The sequence below is a fragment of the Aeromonas sp. R1-2 genome, assembly GCF_040908505.1.
Taxonomy (GTDB): domain Bacteria; phylum Pseudomonadota; class Gammaproteobacteria; order Enterobacterales; family Aeromonadaceae; genus Aeromonas; species Aeromonas veronii.
The window spans coordinates 1-14,525 of record NZ_JBFODU010000057.1 but is presented as its reverse complement, the minus strand read 5'-3'; the positions used below and the strand labels follow the sequence as shown (position 1 = coordinate 14,525).

The window sequence follows — 14,525 nt, the reverse complement described above, 5'->3', positions numbered from 1 at the left end:
GTGATGAACATAAGGAACTGTTTGTTTACAAGCTTGCTGGTATTGTGTTGCGGAATATCAGGGGGATCTTTGGCGGTAGGTACTGGTTATTCCGATGATACCGAGTTGTTTATTTATGACTTTGCCAAGGCGGGGGACTTCCGCCCTAAGGTGCTCTTTATTTTCGATAACTCGGGGAGTATGAAAAATACAACCGAAGTTGCTAAAGAGCCTTATGACTCATCGATAAGTTATCCATCATTGGCTAATGATCCAGATGTTAATAATAGTAATCGCTTCATATATTTCTCCAGTGATGGAAAAGTTCCCACTATCAACAGTACCAAACGTTTTAGTGAGAATTTAAATGCATGTGCGACATCTAAAGGCCCTCTAAATAATGTGGGCCGATTTCAGTCACGAGTTTGGGGATATGAAATATATGATAAAAATAGAAAGGGGCGTTGGCGTTCTCTAAATGATTTTGATATTTACAGTATAATAATTGCAGATTGCCAGCAAGATATTGATGAGAAAAACGCAAACAATCAATATTCAGGTCCATATTCAACATATATTGTTGATGGTTATCCCGTTGACAAGCCAAATCGCACAACGGGAAGCTGGTTTTACACATCAAATGTAGCCAATGCTCTTGCTAGTGGTAGTTCTACCCAGATCTCATTATTTACGGCAAATTATGTCCGTTGGTATTACGGTAGTACAGGTGTGTCAACACAAACTCGATTGAAAGTTGCTCAGGATGCAGTCAAAGAACTGGTTTTGGCTACGCCAGCTGTCGATTTTGGTCTGGCTGTTTTTAACTACAATGATGGCAATGAACCAGGTAGTAGAAATGGCGGAAGAATAATCCGTAATATTGTAGGTAACGATGCCATCCTCACCTCTGGTAAAAGCGGTGCGCAGGATTTGATTGACAAGGTAAATAGTTTGAGCTCTGACACTTGGACTCCCTTATGTGAAACACTATATGAATCATATAGATACTTTGGCGGTTTGGGGGTGTACTTTGGTGACGATGATGTAAATCGTACTCCAAAGCGGGATAGCAATGCTGAAGTAACATCGGGTATATATAAAACCCCCTATGATAAATGTTCCAATAATGGTTATATCATCTATATGACAGATGGTGAACCAACCAATGATAAAGCAGCAGATTCCCTTGTCGTCAACCTGATCAGCACGTTATCTACAGAGGATAAGGTTGCTTATGGCGGCTTGGTTAGTTATGGGTCTTCTGGTGAAAAAAGCTATCTTGCTGCACTTGCCGGATATATGAAAAACAATGATGTAAACACCTCGGCTATAGGCAAACAAACAGTCACAACATTCACCGTGGGTTTTGGAGATGAAGCAATTAAGGGGGCCGGTGCATTATTGGCAGAGACCGCTCGTCGTGGTGGGGGTAAATACTATCCAGCAACCGATGCAACCCAACTTAACGAAGCATTAAAATCATCATTACTAGCTATCTTGAAAATGAATACCTCGTTGGTCTCTCCCGCCATTGCCACTAATAACTTTGACCGTACTCGCAGTCTGAATAATATTTATTATGCAATGTTTGAGCCTGGTTCTGGTCCACGATGGAAGGGCAATCTTAAAAAGCTGGTTCTGAATCCAGATAAGGGTTATGTAGTCGATCAGAGTGGCTTACCTGCGATATCCAGTGATGGAACAATTCTTGAGTCAGCAAGAACCTATTGGTCATCCACCAGTGATGGTAACAAGGTTGCCGAGGGTGGGGTACAAGAGATGCTGGCAGCTAAAACCAATCGCAATCTTTATATTATTCCCCCTTCCACTAATACATTAACTCCCTTTAGCAAGTCTGCTCTTGAGGGTATGGCAGGCGGGGCGACGCAGCTACGCACTGTCATGAAACTTGATAGTGCTGATAGCATGGATGACCTGCTTAATTGGACCAAGGGTATTGATGCGTTTGATGAGAATCAGGATGGTGATAGAACAGATAATCGGGAGCATATTCTTGGTGACCCGTTGCATTCACGGCCATTAGTGATCAACTACGGTTGTACAAAGTCGACAGGACAGACTACATGTACACCTGACTTACGCATTGTGATGGGAAGTAATGCCGGCTTCTTGCATATGTTTAAAGACAGCGGCACCACGGTTGATGAAAGCTGGGCCGTTATGCCCTATCAATTTATTGCCAATCAGAAAGCGCTGCGAGAAAACCTGGATTCATCGGCTCATCTATATGGTGTAGATTCATCGCCCACTGTGCTGGTCAATGAGCAAGTCAAAGATGGTCATATCAAGTCGTCACAAGGTGACAAAGTGTGGTTATTTACCGGGTTGCGCGGTGGTGGCAAGGCCTATTATGCGTTGAATATATCCGATCCGGACTCCCCTTCGCTTATGTGGCGGTTGGATAAAAACAGCGCCGGTTTCAGCAACCTGGGCGAAACCTGGTCGATCCCCGAGGTTGCGTTCATTCCTGGTTATTACACAGAAACCAATGGTAAAAAAACCTATAAGCCAGTCCTGATATTCTCTGGAGGTTATGATCAGGCCAAGAGCTATTTGGGCCAGGGGGCTGAAGACAGTGAAGGGTTGGGTATTTATATCGTGGATGCTGAGGCCGGCACGCTGTTGTTAAGCTTTACCCCAGATGTGGCCAGTGCAACCAACAAACAGGTTGCAGGCATGGTTTATAGCATGCCAGGCGCTGTTTCTGTGCTGGACAGCGATGGAGATGGTGTATCTGACCGGGTTTATGCGGGTGATACCGGCGGTCAGATCTGGCGCATCGACATGAAGGGGACAGAAAAATCCAAATGGACGGCCATCAAGTTTGCCAGTTTGGGAAATGCACATTTAAGTGGAACTGCCAAGAAGCTGGAAGATGATCGCCGTTTCTTTACCCAGCCCGTATTGGTGCGCACCATCAATAAAGGTTGGAAGTATGATGGGACAAATTATCTTTACAGCGAGCGTCCGTTTGATGCCGTATTGATAGGCAGTGGTGATAGAAACCGCCCCTCCTCGGAGGCGACAACCCAAAATGTGTATGTGATGCTACGTGACTACAATGTTAATCCAACCTTGTTTGGGGCAACGTCTGAACCAGCGGTGCCATCAAGTATCACACTGAACGATCTCTACGATGTGACCAGCGATCCCTTTACGGGTTTGAATGAAGAGCAGATTGTAAACACCACCAAGGCGTTGACCAGCAAGTTGGGATGGAAATTCTGGCTCAATGAAAACGGTGAAAAATCAATGGGGGCTGGTTTGGTGTTGCAAGGCAAGCTCTATTTCACCTCCTTTTTGCCTCAGGTACAGGACTTCCAACAATGTACGATTCAATCGATCGGTGCCATGCGCCAATATATGATTGATATGCACTATGGCACTTCGTTCAAATATGTACTGGATAGCAACAATCAGGAAGTTATTCAGCGTTACGTAGAGGTGCAAAATAAGGTTGCTGATGATCTGGTTATTCATGGTGGGGATGATGGCCGGATCAGGATTATAGGTGGTGCTCCGGGCAAGGAGGTCATCCTCAAAGATGATGGGAAGGGAGAGCCTGAGCGCTGTACCGGTGAAGGAGAATGCTCACAAGGTGCGGAAGAGGCAAAAATGGATATGTCCCCCAAGAAAATCTATCTCTATGAAGGAGAACAGGGATGAAACGCATGCTGCTCTGGTGTGTGGGCTTACCCTTGTTGGTTCATGCTCAAACGGAAGACATGAAATGTTATGTCACTCTGGAAGGTGGCGTGCAGATGGTGTTGCAGCAACCGGTTGCTGATACGAGCAAGGCAAATCTGGTCAGGGTGTTTAAACAGAAAGGTTATGAGATTGATGGGGTGGTGCATCTTGTCACAGAGGTAATCGAGTGCGTTCCTTTGGCGGCTACCTTTTCGCTGGCTGATGCAAAAAAACAAGATGAAATCCAACCCAGATAACGTTGGTTATTGAGTAGGGTAAAGGTGCTAAGAACAACTCAGCTCCTTTTTTTCGCTTCTGCTTCTGCCGGATGGGGAAACGATGATATCGACTCGGGGTGCCTGGTCGATACAAAACCGGAGTGTCATGTTGGTGCCAATCGCAGTGCCATCTGGACTAAATCGCACAAATTGTCGATTGGCCGTCACGGTATGTTTTTCAAGAAAGGGTTCTGTTGCTGATAACAAGATATCGCCACTTGCAATATCGAATTGGCGATCCTGATTGATGTCGATAAAGACAAGCATGCGCTGGGCGCCGGTTTGATTTGCGAGTACACAGCCTTCTTTTGTGGAGTTTCTGACAGGCATGGCAAGACATGCTGTGACGGGTTGCTGCTGTGTGATGGCTTGCCGTTGGCCGAAGATCAGGTGGTCCTGCAGGTTTCTTGTGTAGATGTCGCTGTCGGTAGATGTCAGCAGATTTGCCAATGATGGCAGTCCCAAGGTCAGCAGGATGGTTGTCAGGCTTGCAGATATTAAAAACTCAAGCAGGGTAAATCCATTTCGTGCCATAGCGTATGAGTCCTTGTTCAAAGGAGACTCTAAGCATAGCTATTGGATTGAAATGGATCTCCTTGTGCTCATTCGAGTTCCACTGTGGTTAACGCAGGTCATGGACATACAGCACCACTTGTCTGGCTGTGGGCACGCCCGGCAGGCATAACGTCAATATCAATGCCCTTTTCGCCGCTGATACAGAGTGAAAATGTAACCTTATTGGCAGAAGCCAGGGTGCCATCAGGGAGGAAGCGCAGGGACTTTACATCGGCGGAATGCGTATCGGCGGAAATAGCCAGTTGTGCCGGAAACTCGGGGCTTGCCGTCAGAGTTGTTTCGCTGCCATTGAGCTTTTGGTCCCTATCGCTGTCGATAAAGACTAACAGCCGAGTTGCTCCGCCGGTAACACACTCCTCATCAGTCCCGTTGGTGGTGGTCAGGCAAAGCGTGACGGTCTGCTGGTTGGAGATAGCCTGTTGTCTGGCATAGTTTAAGTGGTTTAGCAGGCTTTTTTCCTGGGTTGCCAAATTATTGCTGCCAAGCAGGTTAGAGAGGGAAGGAATACCAATCCCCAACAGAATGACGCCCAGCGCAATGGCTATCATCAATTCCATCAGGGTAAATCCGGCGTTTTTCATATCTGCGAAGACCTGTCGTTCCGTGACTATGTACAGCTTATCCTTCCCGCTGGTTGCTGTCACACGGTTACGCCTGTCTTGAACTGGCAGATTGCCCCCCTTTTCTTTATCATTCCCCATCATTTTCGAATACAAGATGCATCGCCATGGCAAAAGCCCTCTCTCTGATGCTTGCCCAGTTGAATCTGACGGTAGGCGCCATCGAAGATAACACTGACAAAGTGCTCGCTGCGGCAGCTCAAGCCGAACAGCAAGGTGCCGATCTGCTTGTCTGCTCCGAGCTGGCCCTCACCGGTTATCCACCGGAAGATCTGTTGTTGCGTGCCGATCTGATGATCCGGGTCGAAGCCGCGTTGGCTCGTGTTGCCGAATGGCAGGGCAACTGTGCCATTTTGGTGGGTCACCCTTGGCGTGAAGGAGAGGCGCTCTACAACGCGGCTTCCCTCTATGAGCAGGGCCAGCTGATTGCCCGTTACTTCAAGCAGGATTTGCCCAACTACGGCGTGTTTGATGAGAAGCGTTACTTTACCGCCGCGACCGAGACCTGCGTGGTACCGTTCCGGGGTCACCAGCTAGGGCTGCTCATCTGCGAAGACCTGTGGCAACCGGGCCCGGCGCTGGCCGCCAAGGCAGCGGGGGCCGAACTGCTGCTCACCATCAATGCGTCGCCCTACGATCAGGAGAAACCCTGGATCCGCCGCGAGCTGATGGCCGAACGCTGCGATCAGACCGGTCTGCCGCTGGTCTACCTCAATCAGGTGTGCGGTCAGGACGAGCTGATTTTCGACGGCTGCTCCAAGGTGTTCAACAGCCAGGGCGAGCTGAGCCACAAACTGGCACCGTTTGCCGAAGAGCTGGCGCTGGTACGCTTTGCCGATGGCCAGCCGGTGAAAGAGCGGGAGCCCGCTGCGCCGCTGGAGCCGTTGGCCGAGACCTATCAGGCGCTGGTGCTGGCAGTGCGCGACTACGTTACCAAGAACGGTTTCCACGGTGCTGTGCTGGGTCTATCCGGAGGCATCGACTCGGCGCTGACGTTGGCCATTGCGGCCGATGCCATCGGTGCCGACAGGGTGCAGGCGGTGATGATGCCGTTCCGCTACACCGCCCAGATGAGTGTGGAAGATGCCAAGGAGCAGGCCGAGCGGATGGGGGTTGAGTTCAACATCATCTCCATCGAGCCGATGTTCGAAGGGTTTATGACCCAGCTGGCGCCGCTGTTTGAAGGCACCGCCCGCGATACCACCGAAGAGAACCTGCAGGCCCGCTGCCGCGGTGTGCTGCTGATGGCGCTCTCTAACAAGCGTCGTCGTATCGTGCTGACCACCGGTAACAAGAGCGAGATGGCGGTCGGCTATGCCACGCTGTACGGCGACATGGCCGGTGGCTTCGACGTGTTGAAAGATGTGCCCAAGACGCTGGTATTCAAGTTGTGCGAATATCGCAACTCGGTTGACTATGTGATCCCGCAGCGGGTTATCGACCGTCCTCCTTCAGCGGAGCTGGCGCCGGATCAGGTGGATCAGGACAGCCTGCCGCCATACGAAATCCTCGATGCCATCCTCAAGCGTTACGTGGAAGAGGATGCCTCGGTCGCCGACATGGTGGCAGAAGGGTTCGAGGAAGCGGTGGTGCGCAAGGTGATCCGCTTGGTGGATCTTAACGAATACAAGCGCCGTCAGGCGGCGGTCGGGCCCCGCATTACGGCTCGCAACTTTGGTAAGGATCGCCGTTACCCCATTACATCCGGGTTCGGCAAACAGAACTGGTAAGGAGTCACCATGAAGAAGATTGAAGCCATCATCAAACCGTTCAAGCTGGACGATGTGCGCGAGGCCCTGGCCGAGATCGGCATCAACGGCATGACCGTATCCGAAGTCAAAGGCTTCGGCCGCCAGAAGGGCCATACCGAGCTCTATCGCGGCGCCGAATATATGGTCGACTTCTTGCCGAAAGTGAAGGTGGAGCTGGTGGTGCAGGACGAGGATCTCGATGCCTGTTTGGAAGCGATCCAGAACACCGCCCGCACCGGCAAGATTGGTGATGGCAAGATCTTCGTCTGCGAGGTGGAGCGTGTCATTCGTATCCGTACCGGCGAAGAGAACGAAGACGCGATCTGACCTTGGCTATCTCTTTACCTGACCTGATGCGTGAAGTGCGACCTGATTTGATGGGGTGGATGCGCTTCCTGGTGGTCGCCAGCCTGTTGGCGGGCCTGACTGCTTGCAGTACCCGTCCACCGGCCCAGCCGGAGAATCTGTGCCAGATCTTTCGCGAGAAGCCTGAGTGGCACAAGGCCGCGCTCAAGATGAACGAGAAATGGGGGACGCCGATCCATGTGGTGATGGCCATGATGTATCAGGAGTCCTCTTACGTACATGATGCCCAGCCGCCGATGCAGTATTTCCTCTTCATCCCGACCGGGCGGGCCAGTTCGGCTTATGGTTATGCTCAGGTCAAAGATGAAACCTGGGCCGATTACCAGCGAGAAACCGGCAACAGCTGGAGTGACCGCGATGATTTTGCCGACGCCATCGATTTTATGGGTTGGTACACTAGCAAAGCCCAGCGGCTCAATGGCACCTCCAAGTGGGATGCCTATGGCCAGTACCTCAACTATCACGAAGGGTGGGGTGGCTACCGGCGTGGCAGCTATCGCAGCAAGGGGTGGTTGATGAAGACCTCTCGCAAGGTAGAGGCTCGCGCCCAGCGCTACGGCGCCCAGTACCGTCAATGCAAGGATCAGCTCTCCCGTGGGGGCTGGTTCTGGTAACCAAATCAGGAGTCAGAAATGCCGTTATTGGACAGTTTTACCGTTGACCACACCCGTATGGAGGCGCCAGCGGTGCGTGTGGCCAAGACCATGCAGACCCCGAACAAGGACACTATTACCGTGTTCGACCTGCGTTTCTGTGTGCCGAACCAGGAGATCCTCTCCGAGCGCGGTATCCATACGCTGGAGCACCTTTTCGCCGGTTTTATGCGTGATCACCTGAACGGCAATGGCGTGGAGATCATCGATATCTCCCCCATGGGTTGCCGTACCGGTTTCTACATGAGCCTGATCGGCGCGCCGGACGAAGCCCGTGTTGGCGCAGCCTGGCAGGCGGCCATGAGCGACGTGCTGACCGTGCAGGATCAGGCCAAGATCCCCGAGCTGAACGAGTATCAGTGCGGCACCTACAGCATGCACTCGCTGGAAGAGGCGCACGCCATCGCCCGTCATGTGCTGGAGCGCGGTATCGGCGTCAACCACAACGACGAGCTGGCCCTGCCGGAAGAGAAGCTGAAGAGTCTGTGAGGCTGATGAGCTGTCGCTCATCGTGTAACCTCTTCAGGGAATCTTAAAAGAGCCGGTCAGCCATGCTGACCGGCTCTTTTTTATCTCGCCCGAGCGCAATAGTGGGGATGGCTTGCTCACCTTGTCGACTCTGATTAGGATGGTTTTTGACCTGAACCTGTTGGCGGAGGTGTGACGATGAAAGGGGTATTGCTACGTTGGCTGGCCCGTTACGATGCATGGTGCGAGGAGTGGGGGCTCACTCAGGAGAACCGGCGCTGCTGCACGCCGGTTCGTTATGATGATGATTCAAGCAAAGAGCGAGCTTGCACAGAAGAGGCTGAGCTCAATCAAAATTGCGGGTCACGGCGCCGGTAACACTGTTGTACTCGAAGCCGAGGCCGTTTAGATAAGCCGAGCTGGTTTGGAAGCGGTTGATTGAGTCGCGTAGGATATAGCGGCAGTTGAAGTGTTTCTCGTTGCCTTCATCCTCATCTTGATGGCCTGAACCGACTTGCATGGATAGATAATCAAACCCTTCTGGGATATTCACTGCGTTGGGAGCTATGGGGGTGACGGTTTGGTCTCCATCAAGCAGATCGGTAAAGAGCAGTTTACAGTCTGACGGGTTGCTAACCGATATATGGTTACCTGAGCCCGGCTGATATGGTGTATCGCTTCCTACGCTTCCCTGATCTTCTTCAGAGCCTGCCGGCCAACCATATCGATTGATATCCACATCGCCTTTACCAAAGCTGCTCAGGTTGTAGAGCGCGATCGCTTGCCCCTGCACTTTCACCGCCCATCCAGCATTAGCCAGCTGAACTGCACTGGCAAAGCTGCCTGCGGTCGCCGAGACCGTGCTTTTCAGGGCATCATCCTTGATATTGATAAAGCGGGGCAGGGCGGTGACGGCCAGGATCCCCAGCACTATGATCACCAGCACCAGTTCAATCAGGGTAAAGCCGTTGTTTCTGTTGTTCATCATGTTCAATGACCCATTAAATACCGCAAACAGGTGTGAGTGATATGCAGCTGATAGATACCCATTGTCATCTCGACTTTCCGGTGTTTGACCAGGACAGGGAGGCACTGCTGGTCCGTTGTCGGGCATTGGGGGTGACGGAGTATATCATTCCTGCCATCGCAGAGGATAACTGGACTCGTGTGATGGCACTGGCAGAGCAACATGACGGCCTCTTTTATGGTCTGGGCATTCATCCCTGGTATGCCGGTGAACAGCGGGAGGGGGTGATGGAGCGGCTGCGAACGCTGGTAATGAGCCAGCCTGTCGGGCTGGTGGCCATAGGCGAGTGTGGGCTGGACCTCCGTTCTCACGTGCCGCAGGAGGGGCAGCTTGCGCTGTTTGAGGCTCAGGTCCGGCTGGCTGCCGATGTCGGGCTTCCCCTGATGATCCACTCGGTGCGTGCCAATGACACTGTGGCCAAGCTGTTGCGCCGCTTCAAGCCGCCACGTGGCGGGGTGATCCACGCTTTCAGCGGTTCGTTGCAGCAGGCGGAGACTTTCTGGCAACTGGGCTTTCGACTCGGGGTGGGCGGGGTGATCAGTTTTGAGCGCGCAAACAAGACGCGAGAGGTATTTCGGGCTATGCCGCTTGAGGCCCTGGTGCTGGAAACCGATTCGCCCGATATGCCGTTACAAGGTGAGCAAGGCACCCGGAATACCCCGGAAGCGCTGCCGAAAATAGCGGAAATATTGATGACCTTGCGGGAGGAATCATCGGCGGATGTTACCAAGGTGTTATTTGAAACTGCCCGGCATATTTTCCATCATGACCAATAGCCATGAAACAAATTCGCAACACCTGATTTAGTTGTCAGGAAAAAAAATGAGCGTAAAAATCGTTTGCTGTCTAATTTTGTGACACTTGGACATTTTGATAACGATAAAATGTGACCAGCATTCTATTTTATCGGACTTTAATTAGTATAATGCGCTCCCCTTGATTAGTTGGGTTTAATAACAACTCGCTAACAAGCCAGGTGCTACTAGAGGAAGATAATAATGAATTTGTTCATGGGTCTGGTAGGGATGGCGACGCTCGTCCTTATCGCGGTGCTGTTCTCCAGCAATCGCAAGGCAATCAACGTCCGTACCGTTGTCGGTGCGTTCGCAATTCAAGCCGGTCTGGGGGCGTTTGTTCTCTATGTTCCGGTTGGTCGCGATATCCTGGTCGGCGTGTCCGACGCGGTATCCAGCGTGATCAGCTACGGCCAGAACGGGATCGACTTCCTGTTTGGCGGTCTGGTCAGTAACAAGATGTTTGAAGTGTTCGGTGGCGGCGGCTTTGTCTTTGCCTTCCGTGTTCTGCCGGTCATCATCTTCTTCTCTTCCCTGATTGCAGTGCTCTACTACCTGGGCATCATGCAGATGGTCATCAAGTTGCTGGGCGGCGGTCTGCAGAAAGTACTGGGTACTTCCCGCACCGAATCCCTGTCTGCAACTGCCAACATCTTCGTAGGTCAGACCGAAGCGCCGCTGGTGGTTCGTCCTTACATCTCCAAGATGACTGACTCCGAGCTGTTCGCCGTCATGTGTGGTGGTCTGGCCTCCGTTGCCGGTTCCGTACTGGCCGGTTACGCCTCCATGGGCGTGAAGATGGAATACCTGATTGCTGCCTCCTTCATGGCTGCACCGGGTGGTCTGCTGTTCGCCAAGCTGCTGGTTCCCGAGACCGAGACCCCGAACTACGACGAAAGCTCTGCCGATGCCGAGCTGGATGACAAGCCTGCCAACGTCATTGACGCTGCTGCTGCTGGCGCTTCTGCCGGTATGCAACTGGCCCTGAACGTCGGCGCCATGCTGCTGGCCTTCATCGGTCTGATTGCCATGATCAACGGCATCTTCTCCGGTGTGGGTGGCTGGTTCGGTTATCCGCAACTCTCTCTGGAACTGCTGCTGGGCTGGATCTTCTCCCCGCTGGCCTTCCTGATCGGTGTGCCCTGGAATGAAGCAGTGGTTGCCGGTTCCTTCATCGGTCAGAAGCTGGTAGTGAACGAGTTCGTGGCTTACCTGAACTTCGCTCCGTACCTGAAAGACGAAGTGCTGATCAACGGTGTGGCCATGTCCGATCACACCAAGGCGATCATCTCCTTCGCGCTGTGTGGTTTTGCCAACCTCTCCTCTGTTGCCATCCTGCTGGGTGGTCTGGGGTCCATGGCGCCGAACCGCCGCGGCACCATTGCACGCTTTGGTCTGAAAGCCGTACTGGCTGGCTCTCTGTCCAACCTGATGTCTGCCACTATCGCAGGCTTCTTCCTGGCACTGTCCGGCATGTAATCGCCGCCTGACTGACAGGGTATAAACACGAACGCCACGGCATCTGCCGTGGCGTTCGCGTATGGAGCGGTGACAACCGTTTTCCTATCTAAACTAATAATAAAATGAGTCAAATCGGAGGTTATATGAATGAAGTGCTACTGGCGATGGTGGCCGGCTTTATAGTTGGTTTGTTGTTTTCTTTCCTCAAATTGCCGATCCCGGCGCCTCCCGTTTTGTCCGGGGTAATGGGGATCGTCGGGGTCTATCTGGGGGGATTGGCCTACTCCTGGATCCTGACTCGTTTCTTTTCGTAAGGCTTTTTTAGACCTGGATTTGCCAGATGTGAGGTACCTCTGAAATTGGCAAATCCGGCTTGCAAACAGGGGGTATCTCGGCTGAAATAGGCGTTGCCAGCAGGGTGCTGGCAATGACTAATACTCGATGAAATCGGGTGTTGGCGGTCAAATGGAATTGATTGGGAAGTCAGGTCAGATGTTGTCGGCCTTTCTCAAGTCTTCATGGAACCAAGTCCGCACTTTTGTAAGAAAGTGACAGGGCTCTTGCCTTATTTACAGTCGCAGTGCCTGCAGGGTGTTTTGAATAGCATCCCGATAGTGCCGGTGCCTTCGCACTGTAATTCCATTCCCGTATAGCTGGGGATTACTGCCTGTGCATCCATCGCTGGATGGTATGGTGGTGCCCGGTTATCTGGATTAAATCGAGACTTTGGAGAACAGAATGACTGATCTGAAAGTGGCCGCTCAGCGCGCCCTGAACCTGATGGACCTGACCACCCTGAACGATGACGACACCGATCAGAAGGTGATCGACCTGTGCCATAAGGCCAAGTCACCGGCTGGCCTGACCGCCGCTGTCTGCATCTACCCCCGTTTTATCCCTATCGCTCGCAAAACCCTGCGTGAGATCGGCGCAGCCGACGTACGCATTGCGACCGTGACCAACTTCCCGCACGGCAACGACGACATCGAGATCGCCGTGGCCGAGACCCGTGCCGCTGTCGCCTACGGTGCTGACGAAGTGGACGTGGTGTTCCCGTATCGCGCCTTCATGGCTGGCAATGAACAGATCGGTTTTGATCTGGTCAAAGCCTGTAAAGAGGCCTGCGGTGCCAACGTGCTGCTGAAAGTGATCATCGAGACCGGCGAGCTGAAAGAAGAGGCGCTGATCCGTCGCGCTTCCGAAATCTGTATCGATGCCGGTGCCGACTTCATCAAGACCTCCACCGGCAAGGTGCCGGTCAATGCGACCCCGGAAGCGGCACGCATCATGATGGAAGTGATCAAGGCCAAGAATCCGAAAGTCGGCTTCAAGCCAGCTGGTGGCGTGAAAGATGCCGCCGTTGCCGGTCAGTACCTGGCCATGGCCGAAGAGATCCTCGGCAATGACTGGGTATCCGCCCGTACCTTCCGCTTTGGTGCATCCAGCCTGCTGGCCAGTCTGCTGGCCACTCTGGGGCATGGCGACAAGCCGGCCAACACCAGCGGTTACTAATAGGTTGATGAGAGGGCGGACTGCTGTCCGCCCTGTTAGCCCCCACCATGCGGTGTGCGGGCAAGGATTCAGGCTTGTGTAACGCCAGCAATGGCGGAGGGAATGAAAGATGTTTTTGCCTCAAGAAATTATTCGCAAGAAGCGCAACGGTGAAGCGCTCAGTACCCAAGAAATTCAATTCTTCGTTCAGGGCATTACCAATAACACCATCGGCGAGGGGCAGATTGCCGCGCTGGCGATGGCGGTCTACTTCAAAGACATGACAATGGATGAGCGGGTCGCCCTGACCTGCGCCATGCGCGACTCCGGCATGGTGCTGACTTGGGATCACCTCAATCTGGGCGGCCCGATTGTCGACAAGCACTCCACCGGCGGTGTGGGTGATGTGGTTTCCCTGATGCTTGGCCCGATGGTCGCTGCCTGCGGCGGTTTCGTGCCGATGATCTCCGGCCGTGGCCTGGGCCACACCGGCGGTACTCTCGACAAGCTGGACGCCATTCCCGGCTACCAGACCTCGGTCGACAACGATCGTTTCCTGAAAGTGGTGAAAGAGGCTGGCGTGGCCATCATCGGTCAGACCGGCGATCTCGCCCCGGCTGACAAGCGTATCTATGCAGTACGGGACATCACCGCCACCGTCGAATCGATCGCGATGATCACCGGCTCCATCCTCTCCAAGAAGCTCGCCTCCGGGCTCGAAGCGTTGGTGATGGATGTGAAAGTGGGCTCCGGCGCCTTTATGCCGACCTTCGAAGCGTCCGAAGAGCTGGCCAAGAGCATTGTGGCCGTGGCCAACGGTGCCGGTTGCCGCACCTCTGCGCTCTTGACCGATATGAACCAGGTGCTAGCCTCCAGCGCCGGTAACGCGGTGGAAGTGCGTGAAGCTGTGCGCTACCTGACCGGTGAATACCGCAACCCGCGGATCCACGAAGTGACCATGGCGCTGTGTGCCGAGATGCTGATCTCCGCCGGTCTTGCCAGCGACGAGCGCGATGCCCGCACCAAGCTGCAAGCGGTGCTGGATAATGGCAAGGCGGCCGAGATCTTCGGTCGCATGGTGACTGGTCTCGGTGGCCCGGCCGATTTTATGGAGCGTTACGACGCTTACCTGCCCAAAGCCGCCATCGTGCGCCCGGTCTTCGCGGCCAACAGCGGTTTCGTGACCGCCATGGATACCCGCGAGCTGGGTCTGGCCGTGGTCGCCATGGGCGGTGGTCGCCGCGCTGCCGGTGACAAACTTGATTATGCGGTCGGTCTGACCGACTTTATCCGCCTGGGTCAAAGCGTCGATGCTGACAAGCCGATCGCGATGATCCACGCTCAGACTGAAGA

The 14,525-nt window shown here is 53.3% G+C and carries 15 protein-coding genes; 12 read left to right on the top strand and 3 right to left on the bottom strand.

The window, feature by feature from the left end:
* The first annotated feature begins 3 nt into the window (after positions 1–3).
* Both AB5Y76_RS19575 and tapY2 read left to right on the top strand, forming a co-directional pair.
* Complete coding sequence (locus AB5Y76_RS19575) at positions 4–3,666, top strand: pilus assembly protein (protein ID WP_263719230.1); 3,663 nt, start codon at positions 4–6, stop codon at positions 3,664–3,666.
* Complete coding sequence (gene tapY2 / locus AB5Y76_RS19570; RefSeq protein ID WP_019445572.1) at positions 3,663–3,944, top strand: type IVa secretion system protein TapY2; 282 nt, start codon at positions 3,663–3,665, stop codon at positions 3,942–3,944. The genes AB5Y76_RS19575 and tapY2 overlap by 4 nt, the downstream gene beginning before the upstream one ends.
* Before the next feature lie 27 nt (positions 3,945–3,971).
* On the opposite strand, the gene AB5Y76_RS19565 is transcribed toward tapY2, so the two are convergent.
* Positions 3,972–4,499 carry a GspH/FimT family protein gene (locus AB5Y76_RS19565; RefSeq protein WP_263719232.1) on the bottom strand — a complete coding sequence of 176 codons (528 nt, stop codon included), beginning with the start codon at positions 4,497–4,499 and terminating at the stop codon, positions 3,972–3,974.
* Positions 4,500–4,597: 98 nt separating this feature from the next.
* The gene (locus tag AB5Y76_RS19560; RefSeq protein ID WP_263719233.1) at positions 4,598–5,257 is read right to left on the bottom strand and encodes a GspH/FimT family pseudopilin; all 660 of its coding nucleotides are present in this window, start codon (positions 5,255–5,257) and stop codon (positions 4,598–4,600) included.
* Between the two features lie 11 nt (positions 5,258–5,268).
* Between AB5Y76_RS19560 and AB5Y76_RS19555 the strand changes: the two genes are divergently transcribed.
* From AB5Y76_RS19555 to AB5Y76_RS19535, 5 genes are all read left to right on the top strand, one after another.
* The gene (locus tag AB5Y76_RS19555; RefSeq protein ID WP_263719234.1) at positions 5,269–6,891 is read left to right on the top strand and encodes an NAD+ synthase; all 1,623 of its coding nucleotides are present in this window, start codon (positions 5,269–5,271) and stop codon (positions 6,889–6,891) included.
* Between the two features lie 9 nt (positions 6,892–6,900).
* Positions 6,901–7,239: a nitrogen regulatory protein P-II gene (glnB, locus tag AB5Y76_RS19550; protein WP_005308848.1), complete on the top strand. Its 339-nt coding sequence runs from the start codon at positions 6,901–6,903 to the stop codon at positions 7,237–7,239.
* A 59-nt stretch (positions 7,240–7,298) separates the two neighbouring features.
* Positions 7,299–7,892, top strand: coding sequence for a hypothetical protein (locus AB5Y76_RS19545; RefSeq protein WP_272949439.1), 594 nt, complete (start codon positions 7,299–7,301; stop codon positions 7,890–7,892).
* Positions 7,893–7,910: 18 nt separating this feature from the next.
* Positions 7,911–8,420, top strand: coding sequence for an S-ribosylhomocysteine lyase (gene luxS / locus AB5Y76_RS19540; RefSeq protein WP_005340462.1), 510 nt, complete (start codon positions 7,911–7,913; stop codon positions 8,418–8,420).
* Between the two features lie 177 nt (positions 8,421–8,597).
* Positions 8,598–8,777 carry a DUF5363 family protein gene (locus tag AB5Y76_RS19535; protein WP_120414768.1) on the top strand — a complete coding sequence of 60 codons (180 nt, stop codon included), beginning with the start codon at positions 8,598–8,600 and terminating at the stop codon, positions 8,775–8,777.
* Here the strand turns inward: AB5Y76_RS19535 and AB5Y76_RS19530 are convergent.
* Positions 8,746–9,387 (bottom strand): type II secretion system protein, encoded by a 642-nt coding sequence (locus tag AB5Y76_RS19530; RefSeq protein ID WP_120414769.1) that lies wholly within the window; start codon positions 9,385–9,387, stop codon positions 8,746–8,748. The two genes, AB5Y76_RS19535 and AB5Y76_RS19530, sit on opposite strands and share 32 nt — an antisense overlap.
* A 41-nt stretch (positions 9,388–9,428) precedes the next feature.
* Between AB5Y76_RS19530 and AB5Y76_RS19525 the strand changes: the two genes are divergently transcribed.
* The 5 genes from AB5Y76_RS19525 to deoA form a co-directional block, all read left to right on the top strand.
* Positions 9,429–10,202 carry a TatD family hydrolase gene (locus AB5Y76_RS19525; protein WP_263719235.1) on the top strand — a complete coding sequence of 258 codons (774 nt, stop codon included), beginning with the start codon at positions 9,429–9,431 and terminating at the stop codon, positions 10,200–10,202.
* Positions 10,203–10,424: 222 nt separating this feature from the next.
* Complete coding sequence (locus AB5Y76_RS19520; RefSeq protein ID WP_019445565.1) at positions 10,425–11,699, top strand: NupC/NupG family nucleoside CNT transporter; 1,275 nt, start codon at positions 10,425–10,427, stop codon at positions 11,697–11,699.
* Between the two features lie 125 nt (positions 11,700–11,824).
* On the top strand, positions 11,825–11,995 hold the full coding sequence (locus AB5Y76_RS19515) for a XapX domain-containing protein (RefSeq protein ID WP_005340467.1): 171 nt from the start codon (positions 11,825–11,827) through the stop codon (positions 11,993–11,995).
* A gap of 424 nt (positions 11,996–12,419) precedes the next feature.
* On the top strand, positions 12,420–13,193 hold the full coding sequence (gene deoC / locus AB5Y76_RS19510) for a deoxyribose-phosphate aldolase (protein WP_005340468.1): 774 nt from the start codon (positions 12,420–12,422) through the stop codon (positions 13,191–13,193).
* A gap of 109 nt (positions 13,194–13,302) precedes the next feature.
* A partial coding sequence (gene deoA / locus AB5Y76_RS19505) for a thymidine phosphorylase (protein WP_201993724.1) occupies positions 13,303–14,525 on the top strand: 1,223 nt, incomplete at its 3' end.

Bases quoted from the DNA above. Each gene is read 5' to 3' on its own strand.
- AB5Y76_RS19520 (WP_019445565.1), top strand. From the start codon at position 10,425: ATGAATTTGTTCATGGGTCTGGTAGGGATGGCGACGCTCGTCCTTATC.
- AB5Y76_RS19525 (WP_263719235.1), top strand. From the start codon at position 9,429: ATGCAGCTGATAGATACCCATTGTCATCTCGACTTTCCGGTGTTTGAC.
- AB5Y76_RS19565 (WP_263719232.1), bottom strand. From the start codon at position 4,499: ATGGCACGAAATGGATTTACCCTGCTTGAGTTTTTAATATCTGCAAGC.
- luxS (WP_005340462.1), top strand. From the start codon at position 7,911: ATGCCGTTATTGGACAGTTTTACCGTTGACCACACCCGTATGGAGGCG.
- AB5Y76_RS19555 (WP_263719234.1), top strand. From the start codon at position 5,269: ATGGCAAAAGCCCTCTCTCTGATGCTTGCCCAGTTGAATCTGACGGTA.
- AB5Y76_RS19545 (WP_272949439.1), top strand. From the start codon at position 7,299: ATGCGCTTCCTGGTGGTCGCCAGCCTGTTGGCGGGCCTGACTGCTTGC.
- AB5Y76_RS19530 (WP_120414769.1), bottom strand. From the start codon at position 9,387: ATGATGAACAACAGAAACAACGGCTTTACCCTGATTGAACTGGTGCTG.
- deoC (WP_005340468.1), top strand. From the start codon at position 12,420: ATGACTGATCTGAAAGTGGCCGCTCAGCGCGCCCTGAACCTGATGGAC.
- AB5Y76_RS19575 (WP_263719230.1), top strand. From the start codon at position 4: ATGAACATAAGGAACTGTTTGTTTACAAGCTTGCTGGTATTGTGTTGC.
- glnB (WP_005308848.1), top strand. From the start codon at position 6,901: ATGAAGAAGATTGAAGCCATCATCAAACCGTTCAAGCTGGACGATGTG.
- tapY2 (WP_019445572.1), top strand. From the start codon at position 3,663: ATGAAACGCATGCTGCTCTGGTGTGTGGGCTTACCCTTGTTGGTTCAT.
- AB5Y76_RS19535 (WP_120414768.1), top strand. From the start codon at position 8,598: ATGAAAGGGGTATTGCTACGTTGGCTGGCCCGTTACGATGCATGGTGC.
- AB5Y76_RS19515 (WP_005340467.1), top strand. From the start codon at position 11,825: ATGAATGAAGTGCTACTGGCGATGGTGGCCGGCTTTATAGTTGGTTTG.